Source organism: Morganella sp. Je.2.23, assembly GCF_051129855.1.
Lineage (GTDB): Bacteria > Pseudomonadota > Gammaproteobacteria > Enterobacterales > Enterobacteriaceae > Morganella > Morganella sibonii.
The window spans coordinates 93064-113505 of record NZ_JBCPSQ010000007.1 but is presented as its reverse complement, the minus strand read 5'-3'; the positions used below and the strand labels follow the sequence as shown (position 1 = coordinate 113505).

The window sequence follows — 20442 nt, the reverse complement described above, 5'->3', positions numbered from 1 at the left end:
AATCGGCCCCTCACTTATCCTGATCTAATTTTCTTTCAATTTAAAAGATTACAATTAATGCAGAAAACCTATTTTAGAAAAGACATTAATGGACTAAGAGCACTTGCTGTCTTATCTGTTGTTATTTTCCATTTCAACAGGGATTATCTCCCAGGTGGATTCATTGGTGTTGATATATTTTTTGTTATCTCTGGGTTTCTTATGACATCAATTATATTCAGGGGATTACTAAATAATAATTTTAGCTACACACAATTTCTATACTCCAGAGTGAAAAGAATAATCCCAGCATTGATGTGTATAATTAGCATATTAATTTTATTTGGGTTTCTTTTTTTGGAACCAATGAGTTATCTTTCTCTTGGTAAACATTCATTTTACAGTTTATTATTTTCATCAAATATAGTATATTGGCTGGAATCCGGTTATTTTGATGTTAATTCAAATAATAAATTTCTTTTGCACACTTGGTCATTATCTGTAGAATGGCAATTCTACATGATTTACCCACTTGTATTGTTAGTTTTAAATCGACTCTTCTCGCTTCATGTAGTAAAGTTTTTTTGTATAGTTATATTCTTAATATCTTTTATTTTATCTCTGTATTTTTCTTTCCATACTCCATCATTTTCTTATTTTATTTTGACATCACGGGTTTGGGAATTGGTTATTGGTGGTTTAGCCTTCATTTACCCTATAAAATATGGAAATAAATTAAGATACACGCTGACCATCTTAGGTCTATCACTAATACTTATTTCATTTTTTACTATAAATTATGAAACTTCTTGGCCTGGATATATGGCACTACTTCCTGTTATCGGTACTTATTTATGTATCCTATCAGGTAAAGACTCTCTCTTTTCGTTACCGCCCTTACAAATTTTGGGAAAGTACTCTTATTCTATCTATTTAGTACATTGGCCATTTCTTGTTATATTAAATATCTTTAATACACGTATTGGCTTTTTTTATTATTTTATAATCACATTCATACTCTCTGCTATTCTATTTAATTCAATTGAATCTAAACGTACCTTTGGAAAAAAATACACACTATATTACAGTGTCCTTTTAATTATTTCCTACCTTGTCTCACTTAATGGTGCTGGATTCCGTGTTCCATCTCAATTTCAATATAGCCCATCTGATTACCATAATAAATTTTATGGAGGAACTGGCTATATTGGTGATGGGTTACCCTATAATTACAATGAAACAAATAAGAATAAATTTATAATTTCTGGTGATAGCTTTTCAAGACAATACTCAAATTATCTTTCTCATAAGAATATTTCACTTACTACTATATTTACAGATGGGTGCTTCTCCTCTGACGGCTACTTAAGTAGCCAGGGAGATGCTCACCATAAAACTGTATGCCAGGATAGATATAACAATTTTATTATAGAAATGGATAAAAACCCTACTGCTAATGTAATCTACTCGCAGAATTGGGATGCATATGTATTAAAAAATAAATCTAACGGAAATATTATGAATTCTTCAGAACTATCTGGAGAAATTATTTCGGAAATTGTTAGCAAAGGAGGAAAAGAAAGAAAATATATAATTATTGGATTGCCACCTAAGGCTGAAAGTTATTCTTATTACCAATGTATGGCAAGAAAATCATTACCTATAAATAGGTTAGTTACAAATACAGAGTGTCCTACTTCATTTACAGCTAATAGTAATGAGATTAACTTAGCATTAAAGAATAAATTGGAGGCTAATCCTAATGTTATATTCATTGACCCCTATGACGCTCTATGTCAAAACAACAAATGTCGCTTGATTGATGATGATGGATATCCAATTTATTCTGATGATGCCCATCTTTCTATTTATGGTGCAGAATTGGTTGGGAATAAGCTGCTGAATAAATTTTTACAGTAGTCTACCTGACAGCCTAAATAACCCTGTAACAAAGAGTTAGGCTGTCAGAGATATTTTAAATATATTACATTACAGGAAACTAAATCCCCTCACACCCGTTAAAGTGCTGATCCATATCCAGAGAGGGTTTTTCGCACCCCGGTTTACCGACTATCTTTGCCGGTACGCCTGCAACGGTGGTGTGTGCCGGAACCGGGTGCAGAACCACGGAGCCTGCGCCGATTTTGGCACCGCGTCCGATTTCGATATTACCGAGGATCTTCGCACCTGCGCCAATCATCACGCCTTCGCGGACTTTCGGGTGGCGGTCGCCGCCGGTTTTGCCGGTACCGCCGAGGGTAACGGATTGCAGGATGGAGACATCGTTTTCCACTACGGCCGTTTCGCCGATGACAATACCGGTTGCGTGGTCAAACATAATGCCGTGGCCGATTTTTGCGGCCGGATGGATATCCACACCAAATGTCACTGAAACCTGGTTCTGGAGATACGTTGCCAGCGCACGGCGGTTCTGATTCCACAGCCAGTTAGCGATGCGGTAAGCCTGTAAGGCATGAAAACCTTTCAGGTACAGTAATGGTGTGGAGTATTTATCCACTGCCGGGTCGCGCAGGCGAACAGCTTTGATATCCATTGCAGCAGATTTAATCATCTGCGGATCGTTGTGATAGGCATCTTCCACCACTTCACGGACAGAAATCGCCGGCATGGTCGGGGTTGCCAGTTTATTGGCCAGCATGAAACTGAGCGCGCTGCCCAGGTTTTCATGCTTGAGTAATGTCGCATGGAAAAAACTGGCCAGCATCGGCTCGCAATCAGCAAAGTCCCGTGCTTCCTGCTTTATATAGCTCCAGACTTCTTCCAGTTCTTCGTAGGACATAATTACCTCACAGACTTCGGATAAAAAACGGGATTAAAAGTGCTCACCTTCTTCTTTGGTGGCACGCCCCAACAGGGCACGGGCAGCTTCGAGCACATCTTTATTGCAGTAGAGTATTTGATAGATTTGCTCGGTGATAGGCATTTCCACACCTGCACGCTCTGCCAGCGCACGGACTTCTTTGGTATTACGGTATCCTTCCACAACCTGGCCAATGCGTTCCTGTGCTTCATCAACACTCACGCCCTGCCCCATCATCATGCCGAAACGGCGGTTACGGGACTGGTTGTCGGTACAGGTCAGCACCAGGTCACCCAGACCGGCCATTCCCATAAAGGTAGACGGATCTGCGCCTAATGCCACGCCCAGGCGGGTCATTTCTGCCAGACCACGGGTGATAAGCGCGGTTCGCGCATTGGCACCAAACCCCATTCCGTCAGAGATCCCCGCCCCAATCGCAATGACGTTTTTCACGGCACCGCCGAGCTGGATCCCGATAAAATCCGGGTTTTTATAGACACGGAAGCTTTTGCCGCAGTGGAAAAGCTGCTGAACCTCATCCGCAAAGGCAGGTTCTGTCGCCGCGACAGCAATCGCCGTCGGCAGGCCGGCAGCCAGCTCTTTGGCAAAAGAGGGACCGGAAATCATGGCCAACGGGATTTTATCCCCGAGGACTTCACGCACCACTTCGCCCAGCAGACGCCCGGTTTCCGCTTCCAGACCTTTGGTCGCCCAGATAATCCGGGCATCCGGCCGCAGTAGTGGTTTGACGCGCTTGAGCACGTCCCCGAACACATGGCTCGGTACCACCAGCAGGATATTACGGCTGGCCGCGAGGGCTTTTTCAAGGGAAGCTTCAGGGATCAGGGTATCCGGGAACGGCACATCCGGCAGAAATGCCTGGTTGGCGCGATCCGCTTCAAGCTGACGGATATGTTCCGGGTCATGTCCCCACAGCACCACACGGTGCCCGTTACGGGCCAGTGTGATCGCTAAAGCGGTGCCGTATGAACCGGCACCGAGTACAGTCATAGAAGCGTCTGTCATTATGCTTCCTGTGTATCTTCCTGCGCAGCCTGCTGTTGTTCCTGCTGCTGCAGATAGTTCATGAACAATGCATCGAAGTTAACCGGTGCCAGGTTCAGCTGCGGGAATGTACCACGGCCGACCAGACCGGCGATGCACTCACGGGCATACGGGAACAGGATATTCGGGCAGTATGCACCCAGGCAGTGTGCCAGCTGGGTTCCTTCCAGACCACCGATGGTGAAAATACCGGCCTGCTGAACTTCACACAGAAATGCGGTTTCTTCGCCCATGGTCGCGGTCACAGTGACGCGCAGAACGATTTCATAAACGTCATCTGCCAGTTTGGTTGAACCGGTGTCCAGATCCATCTTCACTTCCGGCTGCCACTCCTGCTGGAAAACGGCAGGTGCATTCGGCGCTTCAAAAGAAATATCTTTGGTGTAAACGCGCTGAATGTTGAAAGACATTTCTGTGTTTTGTTGTTCTGACATAGTGTTACCTTTTGATATCCATATAAAGAGTGTGAGTTACAAAGGGGATGTTCCAATCATCCTTTGCCGGATTACTTTTTGCTGCGGGAAAGCGGCAGGTTATCACCGGTCCAGCCGGAGAGGCCGTCTTTCAGCACAAATACACGTTCAAAACCCGCTTTGAGCAGGCTTTCAGCCGGTTTAACCAGTTCCATACCGTTGGCGGAAACCAGGATAACAGGACGGTTTTTGTGCTTTTCCACTTCACCGAGATTGTTGTCTTTAATTTCTGACGGTGTCAGATTGACCGCGTCAATGATATGACCACGGCGGAAATCGTCCCGGGTACGGGTATCCACAACAATCGCTTCTTCTTTATTCATCAGTGCGATAGCCGTGGAACGCGGAATCGTTTTCACTTTTGAAAACAGTCCTTTAACAGTCAGTACGATGACTGAAATCAGTAACGCAACCCAGACAAGGCTGATAATAGGGTGCTTACTGACAAATGGCATAATTTCTTGCAGCATGGGGGACAATAACTCCCGTTGGTTAATAACAAAGATCAAAGGGCAGAAGTATACCTGTGTGCCGGTTCAAATACAGCCGGTCTTGCCCGGGTTACGGCTGTTTTCATCATAATTTTGCGGCGTATGCCGCGAAAATTCATTTTTCCGTCAGACAGAGGGGTTAATTTACCATTGATTCACGGTTAAGGTAAAAAACAAACGCAACAAATTCACCGTGAATCTCCGCCGCCGGATTGTCCCGAAGTGTAAATCCCGGATAACAGGGCTGGTAACGCTTTAAATGGCATGGAATAATTGTAGTTTAGAATAGTTAAATACGATCGTTTCTTTGGCGCAACGGCAGGGTCAGATAAATTGGCGCATAAGCACGTTTTCCGCACACATTCACGCCGGGTATCTCCCGGTGTCCGCACATTGCTGGCAGCACTGCTGTTACCGGTCTCTTTTGCTGTTTCTGCCGCCAATACAACCACTGCGGATGCCAGCAAAAATGAACTGAAGAATCTCCAGCTGAATATTGCGGAGAAGGAAAAAAGCGTCAAAGAGCAGCAGGGAAAACGCGCCAGTCTGTTAACCCAGCTGAAAAATCAGGAAAAAGATATCGCCGCTGCCGGCCGTGAACTCTATTCCACTCAGAAAACCCTGAAACAGCTCGAGAATGAAATCGCGACGCTGAGCACGGAAATCAAACAGCTGGATTCGAAGCAGAAAGCCCAGCGTGAACTCCTGTCAAAACAACTCGATGCCGCATTCCGTCAGGGACGCCATCAGGGCGTTGAACTGATTTTCAAAGGTGAGGAAGGTCAGCGCGATGAGCGTATCCTCGCCTATTACACCTATATCGGTGCCGCGCGGGAAAAAACCATCGCGGAGCTGGAAGAGACCACTCAGCAGCTGCACGCCCGCCGCCAGACTGAGCAGCAGAAACGTTCAGAGCAGAAAAATCTGCTCGGTAAGCAGCAGACAGAAAAGAAAAAACTGGACAGTGCCCGGGTTGCGCGGAAATCCACGCTGACCGAGCTGGAGCGCTCACTGAAAGCCGATCAGAAAGATTTGCTGGTGATGCGGGAAAACGAAAGCCAGCTGCGTAATAAGATAGCCAAAGCGGAGCGCGAGGCCAAAGCCCGTGCGGAACGCGAAGCCCGTGAAGCCGCCCGTATCCGCGAAAAGCAGGCGCAGGCGAAGAAAAAAGGCTCCACCTATACGCCGACACAGGACGAGCGCTCGCTGATGTCCCGTACCGGGGGACTGGGCCGCCCTGCCGGTCAGGCTGTCTGGCCGGTCCGCGGTCCGCTGCTGCACCGGTTCGGTGACAGCATCTCCGGTGAGCTGCGCTGGAAAGGTATGGTGATCGGCGCACCGGAAGGCACACAGGTAAAAGCCGTGGCCGATGGCCGTGTCCTGCTCGCTGACTGGCTGCAGGGGTATGGTCTGGTTGTGGTGGTTGAGCATGGTAAAGGGGATATGAGCCTTTACGGATATAACCAGAGCGCACTGGTGAATGTGGGTGATCAGGTGAAAGCCGGTCAGCCGGTTGCACTGGTGGGCAACAGCGGAGGTCAGGAAAGACCGGGCCTCTATTTTGAAATCCGGCGCCAGGGACGGACGGTTAACCCGCAGCCCTGGCTGGGGAGATAGCACACAGTGACTTACCGGCAGAAAACCAAAAATATCTTACTGACTTCGTTAATTTTTATCACTTCGTCACTGATAACGTTTTCTGCCGCGGCTGCACAGCTCGCTATTGTGATCGATGATTTCGGTTACCGCAAACAGGATGATAACCGTATCCTGGAACTGCCGCCGCAGGTCTCGATCGCTATCCTGCCGAACTCCCCGTTCGGCAAAGAGATGGCGGAGAAAGCACACCGCCAGGGCCGTGAAATTCTGATCCATATGCCGATGGCACCGATCAGCAAGCAACCGCTGGAACGCGATACCCTGCGCCCGTCCATGAGTGCCGCAGAAATTGATACCCTGATTAAAGCCGCGATTGCCAGGGTGCCGTATGCCACCGGGATGAATAACCATATGGGCAGTGCGATGACCTCTGATCTGACCGCCATGCAGCATGTGATGACGTCGCTTTCCGGCTCCGGTTTTTACTTTCTCGACAGTGTGACCATCGGCAGCACCAAAGTCACACAGGCCGCACAGGGAACACCGGTCCGCGTGCTGCGCCGCCAGGTTTTTCTGGATAACGTGCAGACAGAGGAAGAAACCAGCAAACAACTGAACCGCGCCGTTGCGCTTGCCCGCAAGCAGGGATCGGTGATCGCCATCGGGCACCCGCATCCGTCGACGGTCCGCGCCCTGCATAAGCTTATCCCGCAACTGCCGCCGGATATTCAGCTGGTGTCTCCGGGGTATATGCTGACACATGCCGGTAAGCCGTCCTCCGTGAAACCACAGCCGGAGAAACCGGTCGTGCCGGTTAAACCCGCAGAGCAGGAAAAACCATGGCTGACACCAATGACAGAGCAGTGCGCGGGTCAAGCGGAAATCGGCGGAGAGTTTTACGTCCGCTATATCAATCTGCTGGCCGAAGCCGTTATGAAAGATCAGCTGAACGGTAACGTGGCAGAAGTCCTGTCTTCCATCCGTATGGCGCTGCCGCAGCCGGATGTAACACCGCCTGCGGTAAAAGAATCAGTCAGCACGAACCTGAAAGCTGCGGAAAAAGTACCGGCTGAACCGGCGGCAGAGACTCAGTGACAGCAGAACCGAGATAACCAGCCCAACCGTCAGTATGATCTGCGTATCGCCGGATGTCATGGATGATTCCAGCACCGGGATAAGCCAGAAGACCATCAGTATCAACGTACTGCTGAACATAATAATGCTGTTCAGCAGAATCAGGACAAGCAACCGGCCTGTATGCAGTTTTTCCCCGTAAAAAGTAAATACCGGCCTGAATGTGAAAATGGCAATAACCGCGATAATGATAAACCCCGGGATCACATTACCGGCGTTATCGCTCACCGGTATCGCCCATTCCCGGCTGATGACGGTTAACTGCATAAACAGCGGCATCATCTGTAATAAGAATGTCATTCCGGCGGCTGTCAGTACGGTATAAACCCGGCGGGTGTTGAGTGCTGTCATCACAAAACGGGGAGCGTCTCCGGTTAAAAACCGGCGCAAAGAATAAATCAGCAGCGATAATCCGCCAAGCAGTAAAATACAAGACAAGTATCTTCCCGGCCAGAGCACCCAAAATATCTGATCGTTATTGGTGAGGGTTCCCGCCTTTTTAAGATCATATATGAAAGATATTACGGAGATATCTGCCGCTGTTTTTCCTGCGGTATCCTGCGGTATAAAGAAGCGCTGCGATTATCACAAAAATAACAGTTTTTCCGGACACCCGGTTCAGACACTGCCGGTAAAAAATAAGAGAAATCACCGGGAACAGTAAGACCAGATGGGTCACCACTCTGTTCAGCGTCCATAAAATTCTGTCTCTGAACAGTGGTGCCGCTGTTTTGACCATAAACTCCGGAATAAAAAATAACGTCATTTCTGCTGCGAAAAACACAACGACAAATAACATCGGCAGCCGGAAAAATGATGTGTTATCTGCGGATGATGCTTCCTGCATGACTGGCTCCTTTTATGTCAGATTATCACCGGCGGAACATCGCGCCGGTGACCGCACGGCTTATCCACAGTGTCAGCACGACACAGACCGCCGTTATGATCCATATCCATGCTTCTCCGAAGTAGCGGAAATTATCAGTGACTAATACCATATAAATAGTACCGGCCGTGACAGCCACCATCACCAGAAAACTGAGCACCGTGCTGAGCAGAATGGAAATGACCAGCGGTCTGATTTTCAGTGTGCCTCCCGCAACCGGGAAACGGGAACGGACAACGAAAAAAATAACAGCGCACGAAATAATCAGACTCACCGCAGTGGTATAAGCATGTTCAGATACCGGATCCGGCAGTCCTCCGGGGAAATAGACCGGTATCAGTGCCGCCAGGAATAATGTGATCATCCACATCAGGTATACCATCCCGGTACTGAACAATAATGCATAAATATCCGGTAAATTTCCGTCCGGAATAACCGCCGGCTGGCTGACTTTAATATAATAATGTGCCACCAGGCGGGTTGCTATGCCCAGTAAGATAAATGAAGCCAGATACAGAAAAATATCTGTGGTTTTCATCATCAGGGCAATATCAGAAAAATCCAGATCATTATTTTGCATTTTCCCCAGCAGATAGCCGAGCCACTCCATTTTCAGTCCGCCGAGAATACTGTTCACCGCATACAGAAAAATAGTGAGACCAATAACACCCAACACGGTTTTCCGGTTCAGCTGTGTTATCCGGTAATGATAAAAAAATAAGGATGTCAGCGTGAAAAGCCCGGTCAGCTGAATCAGCTGAGATGCAAATATTTTCGACAAATAGGCTGCCAGTGATAATTCAGGGGAATAGGCACTGATATTCGGATAAGAGACCAGGATCAGCGAACCACTCAGGATAAGAGCATAGGCCAGTACAAATAATAACGGTAACCGGAAAACTGTGGTTGTATTCATGCATATTCCTTTAAAGTCCGGAGACACTGTCCGGCCGGATAACATAATAAATAATATCCACGGTATAACAGATCACCGGCGGAAAACAACCTGGTGGCACATGGGATCTTCCTGCCGCCGCAATTTTTTCATCCACGTCAGACACCCATCAATGCTATGATGAAAACAGTGATTTTTTCATTTTCTTAAATGAACCGAACAGAGGAATGCGTGATGATTATTGTCACCGGCGGCGCCGGATTTATCGGCAGCAATATTGTAAAAGCACTGAATGATGACGGCTACACTGATATTTTAGTCGTGGATAACCTGAAAGACGGTACCAAGTTTGTCAATCTGGTGGATCTGAATATCGCCGATTACATAGATAAAGAAGATTTTATCGCCGGTATTGTGGCCGGGGATGATTTCGGAGATGTCGAGGCGGTTTTCCATGAAGGTGCCTGTTCTTCCACGACCGAGTGGGACGGCAAGTACATGATGGATAATAACTATCAGTACTCCAAAGAACTGCTGCATTATTGTCTGGATCGCCGGATCCCGTTCCTGTATGCCTCTTCTGCCGCCACCTACGGCGGGCGCAGTGATAACTTTATTGAAGATCGGCAGTATGAAAAACCATTAAATGTGTATGGTTATTCGAAATTCCTGTTTGATCAGTATGTCCGCGAAATCCTGCCGGAAGCAGAATCTCAGATCTGCGGTTTCCGTTATTTCAATGTGTACGGCCCGCGTGAAGGCCATAAAGGCAGCATGGCCAGTGTCGCTTTCCATCTGAATAACCAGATTTTAAACGGCGAAAACCCGAAATTATTCTCCGGCAGCGAAAACTTCCTGCGCGATTTCATCTATGTGGGTGATGTGGCTGATGTGAACCTGTGGTTCTGGAAAAATGCCAAATCCGGTATTTTCAACTGCGGCACCGGCCGTGCGGAATCTTTCCGGGCGGTCGCCGATGCCGTGACCGGTTTCCACAGCGAGCGTCAGTGCGCGCTCGATTACATCCCGTTCCCGGAAAAACTGAAAGGCCGCTATCAGGCTTATACCCAGGCTGACCTGACCAATCTGCGTGCAGCGGGTTATCCGGGCGAATTCAAAACGGTCGCCGAAGGTGTTCGTGAATATATGGCTTGGTTAAATCAGGGAAATTAATTAAACACACATGAAAATTCTGGTGATCGGGCCGTCGTGGGTCGGTGACATGATGATGTCACAAAGCCTTTACCGTACCCTGAAAACACGTTATCCGCAGGCAACGATTGATGTGATGGCCCCCGCGTGGTGCCGTCCGCTGCTGGCAAAAATGCCGGAAGTGGATGACGCCATCGCCATGCCGCTCGGCCACGGCGCGCTGGCGCTCGGTGAGCGCCGCCGTCTGGGGCATTCCCTGCGTGATAATAAGTATGATCGTGCTTATGTGCTGCCGAACTCGTTAAAATCGGCGCTGGTGCCGTTTTTTGCGAAGATCCCGGTGCGTACCGGCTGGCTGGGCGAGATGCGTTATGGTCTGCTCAACGATCACCGGAAACTCGACAAAGCCGCTTTTCCGCTGATGGTGCAGCGCTATGTTGCCCTCGCGTATGATAAAGCGGATGTCCCTGCCGCCACCGCCCTGCCGCAACCTCTGTTGTGGCCGAAGCTGGTGGTGCGGGATGAGGATATCGCCGAAAGTATGGCGGCGTTTAATATCAGCGATCACCGTCCGGTCATCGGTTTTTGTCCGGGGGCTGAGTTTGGCCCGGCCAAACGCTGGCCGCATTATCACTACGGTGAATTAGCGAAGAAACTGATTGATGAGCGTGATTTTCAGATAATCCTGTTCGGCTCGGAAAAAGATCACGCCGCCGGAGAGGATATTCTCACCATGCTCAGTGATGAGCAGCGTGAAAACTGCCTGAATCTGGCCGGAAAAACCTCACTGGAACAGGCGGTAAACCTGATTGCCGGTTGTCATGCCATTATCACCAACGATTCCGGTCTGATGCATGTGGCCGCCGCACTGGATCGTCCGCTGGTCGCCTTATACGGCCCGAGCAGCCCGGATTTCACACCACCGCTGTCAGATAAGGCCCGCGTTATCCGCCTGATCACCGGTTATCACAAAGTCCGCAAAGGGGATGCGCATGAGGGCTATCACCAGAGCCTGATTGATATTCAGCCGGAACGTGTTCTGTCTGAACTGGATGATTTGCTGAAGAGTTCCCCGCCATGCGCCGTGTGTTAATCGTCAAAACCTCGTCGATGGGCGATGTGCTGCATACGCTGCCCGCACTGACTGACGCCGTGCAGGTATTCCCGGATATCACCTTTGACTGGGTGGTTGAAGAGGGCTTCGCCCAGATCCCGGGCTGGCACTCTGCGGTTGATCGCGTCATCCCGGTCGCTATCCGCCGCTGGCGGAAAAACTGGTTCCGCCGTGATATCCGCAGTGAGCGCAGTCAGTTCCGCGAAACCGTACAATCACAGACTTATGATGCAGTAATTGATGCACAGGGGCTGATTAAAAGCGCACTGCTGGTCACCCGGCTGGCTCACGGCCGCAAACACGGCTATGACCGGCACAGTATCCGCGAACCGCTGGCAAGTTTTTTCTATGATGAAAAACACGCTGTCAGTAAGACACAGCATGCCGTTGAGCGCATCCGTCAGCTTTTTTCCCTGAGTCTCGGCTATGAAAAACCGCAGATACCGGGCGATTATGCGATTGCCGCCCATTTTCTGAATAACCGCACCACACCGGCAGAGACCACGCCGTATCTGGTCTGCCTGCACGCCACCACCCGCGATGCCAAACACTGGCCGGAGTCACACTGGCGGGCGCTGTTTGCACAGCTGTCTGACAGTGGTCTGCATATCCGTCTGCCGTGGGGTGCACCGCATGAACAGGAGCGGGCGCAGCGTCTGGCTGCCGGATTTACACATGTGCATGTGTTACCGAAATTATCACTGGCCGGTGTGGCGGCAGAAATTGCCGGTGCGGAGGGCGTGATTTCAGTGGATACCGGACTGAGCCACCTGACGGCGGCACTGGATAAACCCAATATCACCCTGTACGGCCCGACTGATCCGGGACTTATCGGCGGTTACGGTAAAGGACAGTTTGCCCTGACAGCAAAAGACGGGGATTTGTCATCGGTCAGTGCGGATGATGTGCTCGCCGCAATGGCAGAGCACATGCCGCGTTAAGATTACGATGCGTTACGCTGTGCGAGTTTCCGCTGATAAAACTCCGCCAGCGTCATCCCTTCCGCACGCTGAGCGATATACGCAAACAGCTGTTCCAGATCATCATACAGTGCATCAATCGCCGCCTCATCCCTGAATGTCGGGCTTCCGCCCGGCATAAACTCAGATGAATGCAGCATAAATTCAATGTGATCGTTTCCCTGAGCCAGACAGGCATCAACCACCTGCTGCATCTGCGCCAGATTCCCGCCTTTCGGCCGCAGCCAGTTTACGGACGGCGAACGCTTTTTGCCGCGTAACGTGTCGTAAAACTGTTTCAGACCGTTCATCAGCGGGGAATGGCGGAACTGAACACTCATCGGCACCTGTAACAGAGAAGAATCCCCGGCACGGCGGATATCATTCAGATCCATAAAATAGGCGTCAGACGGAAAGTTCAGGTAATTGGTGCCGCCGTTACCGATGGGTGCCGGTGCTCCGGGGGTATATGCCCAGTTCACCCGTGGTGTCACGGAACAATCGGTCTGATAACCAAACTCCGCCAGTAAGCGGGCGTATTTTTCATTGAATGCCCAGCGGCCTGCACGGTGACTGACCATTTTGGTCTGTAATTTATCTTCCAGCAGCGATGTCATGACATTAATTTTTTCTTTCATCACATCGTCAGGGTACTCAATCAGATAGGGCTGGAAGCGATCATCATCCGCTGTCAGTGCTTTCAGCGGCGGACTGTTCCAGGCATGCAGATGCATGCCGATCTCTCCGGTCTGCCGGGCAATCACATCCTGCGCAAATTCAATATAGGCATCATCGGTTGCCATTTCATAATTGGTCAGCCAGACCGGCTTAAAGCTGAACTTCTCACACAGTGTCTGAAAACGCGGTAAAAACCGGGTGTTCTGCGTGGTGATCGCCGGACCGGATTCCCAGAGGTTATCCCCTTCCGTATCAAGGGTGATGATAAAAGCGGGTTTCGCCATGGTTGTGCTCCTCACGCGTGTGTTGACGGGACTGGCTGAATCAGGTCGCAGTACTGACTGACTATCGTCTGCTGCTCAAACTTATGATACATCTCCGGGGTGATCACCGGCGGATGTTCATAAACCAGGCGGATTTTCTCCGCCAGGCTGACAGGGGTCAGGTCGGATAAATAGGCGGTAAGTTCACCGGTCATAATTTCACTGATCCCGCCCGGACAGCGGGTACTGACAACCGGTGTACCGCAGATCAGCGATTCGATCAGAACAGAAGAAAGTCCCTCGCTGTCAGAACTCAGAACCACCGCTTTCGCACCACGGATGATCGGCATCGGTTTTGACTGAAAGCCGATAAATTCCACTCTGTCTTCCAGCCCCAGTTCGGCCACCTGGCTTTTCAGTGTCTGTGTAAACGACTCACTGCCCTGCCCCGCCAGCAGCAGTTTGCACGGCAGATTAGCCAGCGCAAATGCGGTCAGTAATCTATCCTGCCGTTTTACCTCATGAAAACGCCCGAGATGCACCATATAATCCTGCCCCTGATACGGATTACCTTTCAGCGACTGGCGCTGAATATCCGCAACATCAAACGGGTTATAAATAGTCACACACTGCTGCGGAGTCACCCCGACGTTTTCACATAAATCCCGGCACACCGCACCGGAAACCCCGATAATATTCCGTCCGTTATACACACTGCGGATTTTCGCCTGTTTCACGCGGCGGCGCAGACCGGTTTTATTCCCCAGATAACTGGCCGAAAACATACCGTGAAGACAGAACCAGATATTCAGTCCGGCCAGCGCCTGTGATGCGGCGACAATACGGTCGGTTTTGTGCAGATTGGACACCACCAGTACCGGTTTACCTTTGCGGGCGAACAGGCCGGATAAAAAAGTGTCCATCTTTCCGGCACGACGCCGGATTTCAGTCTGACGACGGAACAATCCCCGGTATGTGTCTGCGGATACCTGATAATCCACACCTTCCGGAATGTCATAATCACGGGTATTACTGAGTGATAACAGCGTCACATCATAACCGGCCAGAACCAGTCCGTGGCTCAGGCTCAGAACCACCCGTTCAGCGCCGCCGCCCGGTAAACCGTCAATAATAAATAAGATATGCTGTTTCATTATGCCAGGACCCGCCCGTAAAGATCGATAAGCTGCTGTGATAACGCCGCCGGTGTATAAGGTAAAACCCGCTGCCGGGCACATTCCGACATCCGGCTGCTGAGGTGATCACAAGGGAGTTGTGATACCGCCTCTGCCAGCCCGTCAATATCGAGCGCATCACAGACAAACCCCTCTTCACCCTGCGTGATAAACTCCGCTCCGCCGCAGGTGGTGCTGGTGATCACCGGCAGTGCGCAGGCCATCGCCTCCGGTACCACATTCGGGAACGGATCATACAGCGTCGGCAGCAGCAGCCCGTCACTCATCTGATAAAACGGCAGTGTCTGTTTCTGCATGCCCGCAAAGCGGATACGATCAGCACACCCCAGAGACACGGCTAACTGACGATATTTTTTTTCTGCCTTATCCTGACCGATTACCAGCAGATACGCGTCATTGCGGCTGACAGCAGCAATCGCGGCCGCAAGCCCTTTGCGTTCAAATCCGGAACCGACATACACCAGACATTTTGCCGCTGCCGGGATTTGATAAGTCTGCCGCAGCGCAAGGCGCTCAGCTTCCGGTAACGGATGAAATTTCTCAGAATCAATCCCGTTATAGATGACGGTTATCTGTGACTCTGACAAACCAAAGTCTTCCATCACCTCTTTTTTTACCATCACTGAATTACAAATCACCTGCTTAAAGTGCGGATCATGGTACATCTCCTGCTCCGCCTTCATCACATAACGGTGGTACGGTGAGGCAAATAACAGTTTTGCCCGCCAGGCAGGCAGTACCCGCGCCCGCTGCAACAGCCAGCGGCGGTGCACACCATCACCGGCCCGGTAAATATCACAGCCGGCAATACGCTCATGGCTCTGCACAATATCAAATTTTTCTTTTTGCCAGCAGGTACGGGCTGCATTCGCGAATCCCCGTTCACGGCTGATCCGGCCCCATTTCGGCGGATTCACCACATGAATATGCCAGCCGGGTGCAGCTGCGCCCTGCCAGGAGCGGGTGATGACATTCAGCTCCAGATTTTGATTATCCAGAGCCTCCAGTGCCCGGGATACAAAACGCTCCGCGCCGCCGTCCGGACGGTATTTCTGACGGACAATCGCCAGACGCATCTCTTTCATAAATATCTCCGTGCCGCTGCAATCACTGCTTCTGCCGGGATCGGACTCAGGTAACGTTCATCCGTCCCGGTATCCACATCATCCGGGTCCGGCTGTTCGCCGTAGTCTGATGCTTTAATGATCTCACCGGTTGCCTGCCACGGCGACCAGAACACCAGTTTTGTCGGGCCGAACAGGGCTATCATGGGGGTTTTCAGAGCGGCGGCCATATGCATCGGAACAGAATCCACACCAATATACAGTTTTGCGCGATCAATCAGAGCCGCAAGCTGAGGCAGGGTCAGTTCCCCGGCAACGGAGACAATCCGGCCGTCTGCCACCGCCTGCTGACACCGCGCCAGGATGGATGCCACCATCTCTTTTTCACGCGCATCCGGCCCGCTGCTGAGGATAATCTGATGCCCTTCATCCGCCAGGGTGCGGATAACATCACTCATTTTGTCGTCATCCCAGCATTTGTAGAACCAGCGGGACGTCGGCTGCACCACAATATACTCACCGGTCACCTGTTTATGCTGCAAAAGCTGCTCTGTCTTCTGCCGGTCTTCCTCTGAATACGCCATCGTGACATGACTGACAGTCACCGGCAGATTCAGCGGCGCTAACCCGTTAAGATTTTGCTCCACCGTATGTGTGGTCAGTTCCTGTGAGGTATCCGCCAGCAGGGTGTAACATTTTTTCCAGAAAATACTCTGCCGTTTCCACAGATCGAGCCCGACACGGATGCGGGCACCGGTAAAACGGGTCACGATCGCGCTGTACCACTGATCGGCCAGATTCACCACCAGATCATAACGGCGCTGACGCAGGGATTTCAGTAAACGCCACTCATGCCCGATACGTTTACAGGTTCCTTCTTTACGCCAGGCTCTGTCCATGGCAAAAATATGGCTGATACCGGGATGACGGCTGAGCATTGGTGCCGTTTCCTGATACAGGAGAACATCCACCTCAGCATCCGGGTAATTCGCTTTCAGTGTATTAATCACTGGTGTTATCAGCAGCATATCGCCGTGATGACGGAGTTTTATTACCAGAATACGCTGTACCGGCGCGGATGCTGTTTGCATAAGAGTTCCATTTAAGATCAGACAAAAATCAAAGAATACCAGGTATCAATATCTGAGGCACAGATTACCATAAATCGTTCCCGGCAGTATTAACAGATAGCGCAGTGTGTTGTGCCGGACAACCGTAATTCCGCCCCCGGCACCACCGGGTTTATGCTTTTTAATGCGCTATTCGTGTTAGTTTTATGCTACTATTGCCGCAATCTTATCTGCGAAACTGATAAAATGTTACTGCGTGTATACCAGGCTCTGCTTTACCTGATCCAACCTCTTATCTGGTTACGTCTGTTATGGCGCAGCCGCCGCTCCCCGGCCTACCGCAGACGCTGGGGTGAACGTTATGGTTTCTGTAAAGGGAAAACCGGCACCGGCGGCATCATTCTGCACTCAGTTTCTGTCGGCGAAACACTCGCCGCAGTACCGCTGGTTCGTGCGTTACGCCACCATTATCCGACGTTACCTATCACTGTCACCACGATGACCCCCACCGGTTCAGAGCGTGTTTTATCCGCATTAGGGGATGATGTTTACCACGTCTATCTGCCTTATGACTTACCGGGTTCGATGAAACGGTTTTTCAATACGGTTCAGCCGAAACTGGTGATCGTAATGGAAACGGAACTGTGGCCGAACATGATAACCGAACTTCACCGCCGGAAAATTCCGCTGGTGATTGCCAATGCCCGCCTCTCCGCGCGCTCGGCTGCCGGTTATAAAAAAGCGGGCAGTTTCGTGAAAACCATCCTGAACCGGATCACACTGGTCGCCGCGCAGAATCAGGAAGACGGGGAACGCTTTATTGAACTCGGGCTGCGCCGCCAGCAACTGCATGTGACCGGCAGCCTGAAATTCGATATTTCTGTCACGCCGGAACTGGCCGCCAAAGCCGTTACCCTGCGCCGTCAGTGGGCCGCCCGCCGCCCGGTCTGGATCGCAACCAGCACCCATGAAGGCGAGGAAGAAATTATCCTCAGTGCCCATAAAACCCTGCTGAACCGCTTTCCGAATCTTCTGCTGATCCTGGTACCGCGCCATCCGGAACGGTTTGCCAAAGCACGGGAACTGACCGAAAAAGCCGGTCTGACCTATGTGATGCGCAGCAGTAATACCATTCCGTCACCGGAAACACAGGTCGTGGTCGGGGATACTATGGGCGAACTGATGCTGCTGTACGGACTGGCGGATATCGCGTTTGTCGGCGGCAGCCTGGTTGAGCGCGGCGGGCATAATCCGCTGGAAGCCGCTGCACACGCACTGCCGGTACTGATGGGACCGCACACGTTCAATTTCAAAAACATCTGCGGTAAATTACAGCAGGCCGATGCCCTGCTGACCGTTACGGATGAACAAAGTCTGAGTGATGCAGTCAGTAATCTGCTTAATGATGAGGATTACCGGCTGTACTGCGGACGGCATGCCGCTGAGGTACTTCATGAAAATCAGGGCGCACTGCACCGTCTGATGCAATTGCTCGGGCCATATCTGCCGCCGCGGAGCCACTGATGACAGAGAAAAAACGCCTTTCTGTTGTGATGATCAGCAAAAACAATGCCGATGTTATCGGTGATTGCCTGAACTCCGTTCAGGGCCTGGCAGATGAGATCATTGTGCTCGATTCCGGCAGTCAGGACGACACGCTGACCATTGCCCGCGATGCCGGCGCACAGGTGTATGAAAATCGCGACTGGCCGGGCTTCGGCCGCCAGCGGCAGATTGCCCAGCAATATGCCACCGGGGATTATATCCTGATGCTGGATACCGATGAACGGGTTACCCCGGAGCTGAAACACGCCGTTGAGCAGGTACTTGCCGCACCACAGAAAAATACCGTGTATCGTTTCGCCCGCCGTAATCTGTTTCTCGGGCGTTTTATGAAACACAGCGGCTGGTACCCTAATCATGTTCTGCGGTTATATCCGCGGGAGCAATATCAGTACAACAGTAATGCGGTTCATGAATCACTGGAAACACAGGGTGCCAATGTCATCACACTGAAAGGTGATGTTTTGCACCTGACCTGCCGCGACTTACCGGAGTTTCAGCAAAAACAGCTGCGTTATGCCGCTGACTGGGCAAAAGCCCGCCATCTGGCCGGTAAACGCTGCTCTTTTCTCTCCGTCCTGACTCACACTGCCGGTGCATTCTGCAAAACCTGGCTGCTGAGAGCCGGATTCCTTGACGGTAAACAGGGGCTTATCCTTGCATTTGTGAATGCACAATATACCTTTAATAAATATGCCACCCTGTGGTCCCTGAGCAACAACGATGAGTCAGCATCATGAAAACACGCGCAATCTATCCCGGCACTTTTGATCCCATTACCTGCGGACATATCGATATTCTTGAGCGCGCCTCAAAAATGTTTGATCACATCCTGCTGGCGATCGCCAACAGCAGCCGTAAAAATCCGATGTTTACTCTCGATGAGCGGGTGGCGCTGGCCAAAGATGTGTGTGCGCACATCCCGAATGTGGAAGTGCTGGGGTTTTCTGAGCTGATGGCGAATTTTGCCAAAAAGCAGAACGCCAATGTGCTGATCCGGGGTGTCAGGTCTGTTGCTGATTTTGAATATGAATGGCAGCTGGCGAATATGAACCGCCATTTTGCGCAGGATCTGGAAAGTGTTTTCCTTCTGCCGTCGCAGAACCTCTCTTTTGTTTCCTCATCCCTGATCAAAGATGTGGCTCTGCACGACGGCGACGTCTCGGCATTTCTGCCGGAGTCCGTCGCACAGGCGATGATGCAAAAACTCGGTAAGTCGTAATCAGTGCTGACAGGCGGGGCAGAAAAACGTGCTCCGCTGACCGACTTTCACCACTTCTATCTTCTGTCCGCAGTTCGGGCAGTTCTCTCCCTGTTTTCCGTACACAAACAGTTCCTGGGCAAAATAACCGGGTTTACCATCTGACTGTAAAAAATCCTTCAGCGTGGTACCGCCCTGTTTAATGGATTCCGTCAGTACCTGTTTAATGGTGGCAACCAGGCGGATAACTTCATCCTCAGTCAGATCTTTGGCGGGGCGCAGCGGATGAATACGGGATAAATAGAGGGATTCATTGGCGTAGATATTCCCGACACCCACCACTATCTTATTATCCATCAGCCAGCTTTTGACCGGTGTATTCCGTTTGCGGGATTTGGCGAACAGATAAGCGGCGTCAAAATCATCACTCAGCGGTTCCGGCCCCAGATTGGCCAGCACCGGACAGGTTGCCAAATCATCTGCCCATAGCCAGGCACCAAAACGGCGCGGGTCGGTATAACGCAGGATTTTGCCGTCACCCAGTACCATATCCACATGATCGTGTTTCTCTTCCGGTGTTTCCTCCAAAAGAATACGCAAGCTGCCGGACATTCCCAGGTGAATGATAATCCACCCTTCCGGCAGTTCAACCAGCAGATATTTGGCGCGGCGCTGCACACTGAGCACAGGCCGGTCACTCAGACGCTCAATTTGCTCTGACACCGGCCAGCGCAGCCGCCGGTTGCGGACCTCAACATAACGTATAGTATTGCCAACAAGATGCGGCTCAATGCCGCGCCGGCTGGTTTCAACCTCGGGTAATTCAGGCACAGATAACT

Annotated in this window: 20 protein-coding genes; 9 read left to right on the top strand and 11 right to left on the bottom strand. The window is 50.7% G+C overall.

Going from position 1 to position 20442, the window contains the following annotated elements; all coding sequences use genetic code 11:
* Positions 1 to 57 precede the first annotated feature (57 nt).
* Positions 58 to 1899 (top strand): acyltransferase family protein, encoded by a 1842-nt coding sequence (locus AAZR23_RS18080; RefSeq protein WP_275902733.1) that lies wholly within the window; start codon positions 58 to 60, stop codon positions 1897 to 1899.
* 79 nt (positions 1900 to 1978) lie between these two features.
* On the opposite strand, the gene cysE is transcribed toward AAZR23_RS18080, so the two are convergent.
* From cysE to AAZR23_RS18060, 4 genes are all read right to left on the bottom strand, one after another.
* Positions 1979 to 2779 carry a serine O-acetyltransferase gene (cysE, locus tag AAZR23_RS18075; protein ID WP_046892881.1) on the bottom strand — a complete coding sequence of 267 codons (801 nt, stop codon included), beginning with the start codon at positions 2777 to 2779 and terminating at the stop codon, positions 1979 to 1981.
* Positions 2780 to 2812: 33 nt separating this feature from the next.
* Positions 2813 to 3826, bottom strand: coding sequence for an NAD(P)H-dependent glycerol-3-phosphate dehydrogenase (gpsA, locus tag AAZR23_RS18070; RefSeq protein WP_004240117.1), 1014 nt, complete (start codon positions 3824 to 3826; stop codon positions 2813 to 2815).
* Positions 3826 to 4299, bottom strand: coding sequence for a protein-export chaperone SecB (gene secB, locus AAZR23_RS18065; RefSeq protein WP_046892880.1), 474 nt, complete (start codon positions 4297 to 4299; stop codon positions 3826 to 3828). Before secB ends, gpsA begins: the two co-directional genes overlap by 1 nt.
* A 71-nt stretch (positions 4300 to 4370) precedes the next feature.
* A complete protein-coding gene (locus AAZR23_RS18060; protein ID WP_036413461.1) occupies positions 4371 to 4808 on the bottom strand; it encodes a rhodanese-like domain-containing protein in 438 nt (145 codons plus the stop codon).
* 354 nt (positions 4809 to 5162) lie between these two features.
* On the opposite strand from AAZR23_RS18060, the gene envC reads away from it, so the two are divergent.
* Together envC and AAZR23_RS18050 are read left to right on the top strand one after the other, a co-directional pair.
* Positions 5163 to 6446 (top strand): murein hydrolase activator EnvC, encoded by a 1284-nt coding sequence (envC, locus tag AAZR23_RS18055; RefSeq protein WP_218453865.1) that lies wholly within the window; start codon positions 5163 to 5165, stop codon positions 6444 to 6446.
* Positions 6447 to 6452: 6 nt separating this feature from the next.
* Entirely contained in the window at positions 6453 to 7523 is a 1071-nt protein-coding gene (locus AAZR23_RS18050) for a divergent polysaccharide deacetylase family protein (protein ID WP_434694213.1), read from the top strand.
* Here the strand turns inward: AAZR23_RS18050 and AAZR23_RS18045 are convergent.
* Positions 7458 to 8000: a hypothetical protein gene (locus AAZR23_RS18045; protein ID WP_434694212.1), complete on the bottom strand. Its 543-nt coding sequence runs from the start codon at positions 7998 to 8000 to the stop codon at positions 7458 to 7460. The genes AAZR23_RS18050 and AAZR23_RS18045 overlap by 66 nt on opposite strands.
* 434 nt (positions 8001 to 8434) lie before the next feature.
* Positions 8435 to 9364, bottom strand: a complete 930-nt coding sequence (locus tag AAZR23_RS18040; protein WP_434694210.1) for a hypothetical protein — start codon at positions 9362 to 9364, stop codon at positions 8435 to 8437.
* A 213-nt stretch (positions 9365 to 9577) separates the two neighbouring features.
* Between AAZR23_RS18040 and rfaD the strand changes: the two genes are divergently transcribed.
* The 3 genes from rfaD to rfaC are packed head-to-tail and all read left to right on the top strand — an operon-like array spanning position 9578 to position 12550.
* Positions 9578 to 10516 (top strand): ADP-glyceromanno-heptose 6-epimerase, encoded by a 939-nt coding sequence (rfaD, locus tag AAZR23_RS18035; RefSeq protein ID WP_434694208.1) that lies wholly within the window; start codon positions 9578 to 9580, stop codon positions 10514 to 10516.
* A gap of 10 nt (positions 10517 to 10526) precedes the next feature.
* Positions 10527 to 11588: an ADP-heptose--LPS heptosyltransferase RfaF gene (rfaF, locus tag AAZR23_RS18030; RefSeq protein ID WP_434694207.1), complete on the top strand. Its 1062-nt coding sequence runs from the start codon at positions 10527 to 10529 to the stop codon at positions 11586 to 11588.
* Complete coding sequence (rfaC, locus tag AAZR23_RS18025) at positions 11573 to 12550, top strand: lipopolysaccharide heptosyltransferase RfaC (RefSeq protein WP_434694205.1); 978 nt, start codon at positions 11573 to 11575, stop codon at positions 12548 to 12550. Before rfaF ends, rfaC begins: the two co-directional genes overlap by 16 nt.
* Positions 12551 to 12552: 2 nt before the next feature.
* Here rfaC and AAZR23_RS18020 read toward each other — a convergent pair whose 3' ends face one another.
* The 4 genes from AAZR23_RS18020 to rfaQ are packed head-to-tail and all read right to left on the bottom strand — an operon-like array spanning position 12553 to position 16860.
* Positions 12553 to 13530 (bottom strand): polysaccharide deacetylase family protein, encoded by a 978-nt coding sequence (locus AAZR23_RS18020; RefSeq protein WP_434694204.1) that lies wholly within the window; start codon positions 13528 to 13530, stop codon positions 12553 to 12555.
* Positions 13531 to 13541: 11 nt separating this feature from the next.
* Positions 13542 to 14663 (bottom strand): glycosyltransferase, encoded by a 1122-nt coding sequence (locus AAZR23_RS18015; RefSeq protein ID WP_434694202.1) that lies wholly within the window; start codon positions 14661 to 14663, stop codon positions 13542 to 13544.
* Positions 14663 to 15790, bottom strand: coding sequence for a glycosyltransferase family 4 protein (locus AAZR23_RS18010; RefSeq protein ID WP_182106293.1), 1128 nt, complete (start codon positions 15788 to 15790; stop codon positions 14663 to 14665). Before AAZR23_RS18010 ends, AAZR23_RS18015 begins: the two co-directional genes overlap by 1 nt.
* Positions 15787 to 16860, bottom strand: coding sequence for a putative lipopolysaccharide heptosyltransferase III (gene rfaQ / locus AAZR23_RS18005; RefSeq protein WP_434694199.1), 1074 nt, complete (start codon positions 16858 to 16860; stop codon positions 15787 to 15789). Before rfaQ ends, AAZR23_RS18010 begins: the two co-directional genes overlap by 4 nt.
* Before the next feature lie 225 nt (positions 16861 to 17085).
* Between rfaQ and waaA the strand changes: the two genes are divergently transcribed.
* From waaA to coaD, 3 genes are read left to right on the top strand one after another with little or no spacing between them, the layout of a single operon-like run.
* The gene (gene waaA / locus AAZR23_RS18000) at positions 17086 to 18363 is read left to right on the top strand and encodes a lipid IV(A) 3-deoxy-D-manno-octulosonic acid transferase (RefSeq protein ID WP_434694198.1); all 1278 of its coding nucleotides are present in this window, start codon (positions 17086 to 17088) and stop codon (positions 18361 to 18363) included.
* Positions 18363 to 19142, top strand: coding sequence for a glycosyltransferase family 2 protein (locus AAZR23_RS17995; protein ID WP_434694196.1), 780 nt, complete (start codon positions 18363 to 18365; stop codon positions 19140 to 19142). The genes waaA and AAZR23_RS17995 overlap by 1 nt, the downstream gene beginning before the upstream one ends.
* A complete protein-coding gene (gene coaD / locus AAZR23_RS17990) occupies positions 19139 to 19624 on the top strand; it encodes a pantetheine-phosphate adenylyltransferase (RefSeq protein WP_046892869.1) in 486 nt (161 codons plus the stop codon). The genes AAZR23_RS17995 and coaD overlap by 4 nt, the downstream gene beginning before the upstream one ends.
* On the opposite strand, the gene mutM is transcribed toward coaD, so the two are convergent.
* Positions 19625 to 20434, bottom strand: a complete 810-nt coding sequence (mutM, locus tag AAZR23_RS17985; protein WP_054425739.1) for a bifunctional DNA-formamidopyrimidine glycosylase/DNA-(apurinic or apyrimidinic site) lyase — start codon at positions 20432 to 20434, stop codon at positions 19625 to 19627.
* Positions 20435 to 20442: the final 8 nt, after the last annotated feature.